Genomic DNA, 690 nt, shown 5'->3' with positions numbered 1-690 from the left:
CGCGCGCGCCACCACAGCACACCGCCCGCGGCCGCGAGCGCGACGCACACGAGGAGGGCGATCAGGAGACCGACGAGCGTCGCACCGCCGGACTTCTGCGCGCTCGGCTGCGCGGCCGACACGAGATTGACCGGATCGGCGGCGACCGACGTGACGCTCACTTCGTCGTACGTCAGCCCTTCGACGCTATGGACGACGAGGTTCTTGATCTGCGGCGTCAGCGTCGCGAGATTCGCGTTCGGCCGGTACTTGATGAACACCGACGCCGACGACGGCTTCGCGACCTGTGCGAGCGGATCGTTGTTCGGCAGCACGATGTGCACGCGCGCGACGACGACGCCGTCAATTTTCGACAGCGTGTCCGACAGCTCCTGCGACACGCCGTAGATGAACCGCACGCGCTCCTCGGTCGGCGTCGACACGAGGCCGTCCTTCTTGAACAGCGCGCCGAGATCGTCGTAGCGCGTCGCGGGCAGCCCGCGCGCGCGCAGCACTTCCATCGCCCTGACAATCTGCTTGTCGTCGACGGCGAGCGTCCACGTCTTGCCGCCGTCGGGCGTCTTCTTCTGCGCGTCGACACCGTTCTGGAGCAGCGCGGCCATCATCTCGTTGCAGTCGCGCTCGGCGAGGCCGCCGTACAGCTCCTGCTGGCAGCCGGCGACGAGCGCCGCGCACGCGAGCAGCGCGGCA

1 protein-coding gene is annotated in these 690 nt (G+C 68.8%); it reads right to left on the bottom strand.

What is annotated here, in order from left to right; all coding sequences use genetic code 11:
* Positions 1-690 (bottom strand): type III secretion inner membrane ring lipoprotein SctJ (sctJ, locus tag G3N99_RS41320; protein ID WP_241012118.1); only part of this gene is annotated, 690 nt, incomplete at both ends.

Source organism: Burkholderia sp. Ac-20392 (genome assembly GCF_017104585.1).
Classification (GTDB): domain Bacteria; phylum Pseudomonadota; class Gammaproteobacteria; order Burkholderiales; family Burkholderiaceae; genus Burkholderia; species Burkholderia lata.
This window is presented reverse-complemented; position numbering and strand designations above follow the sequence as displayed.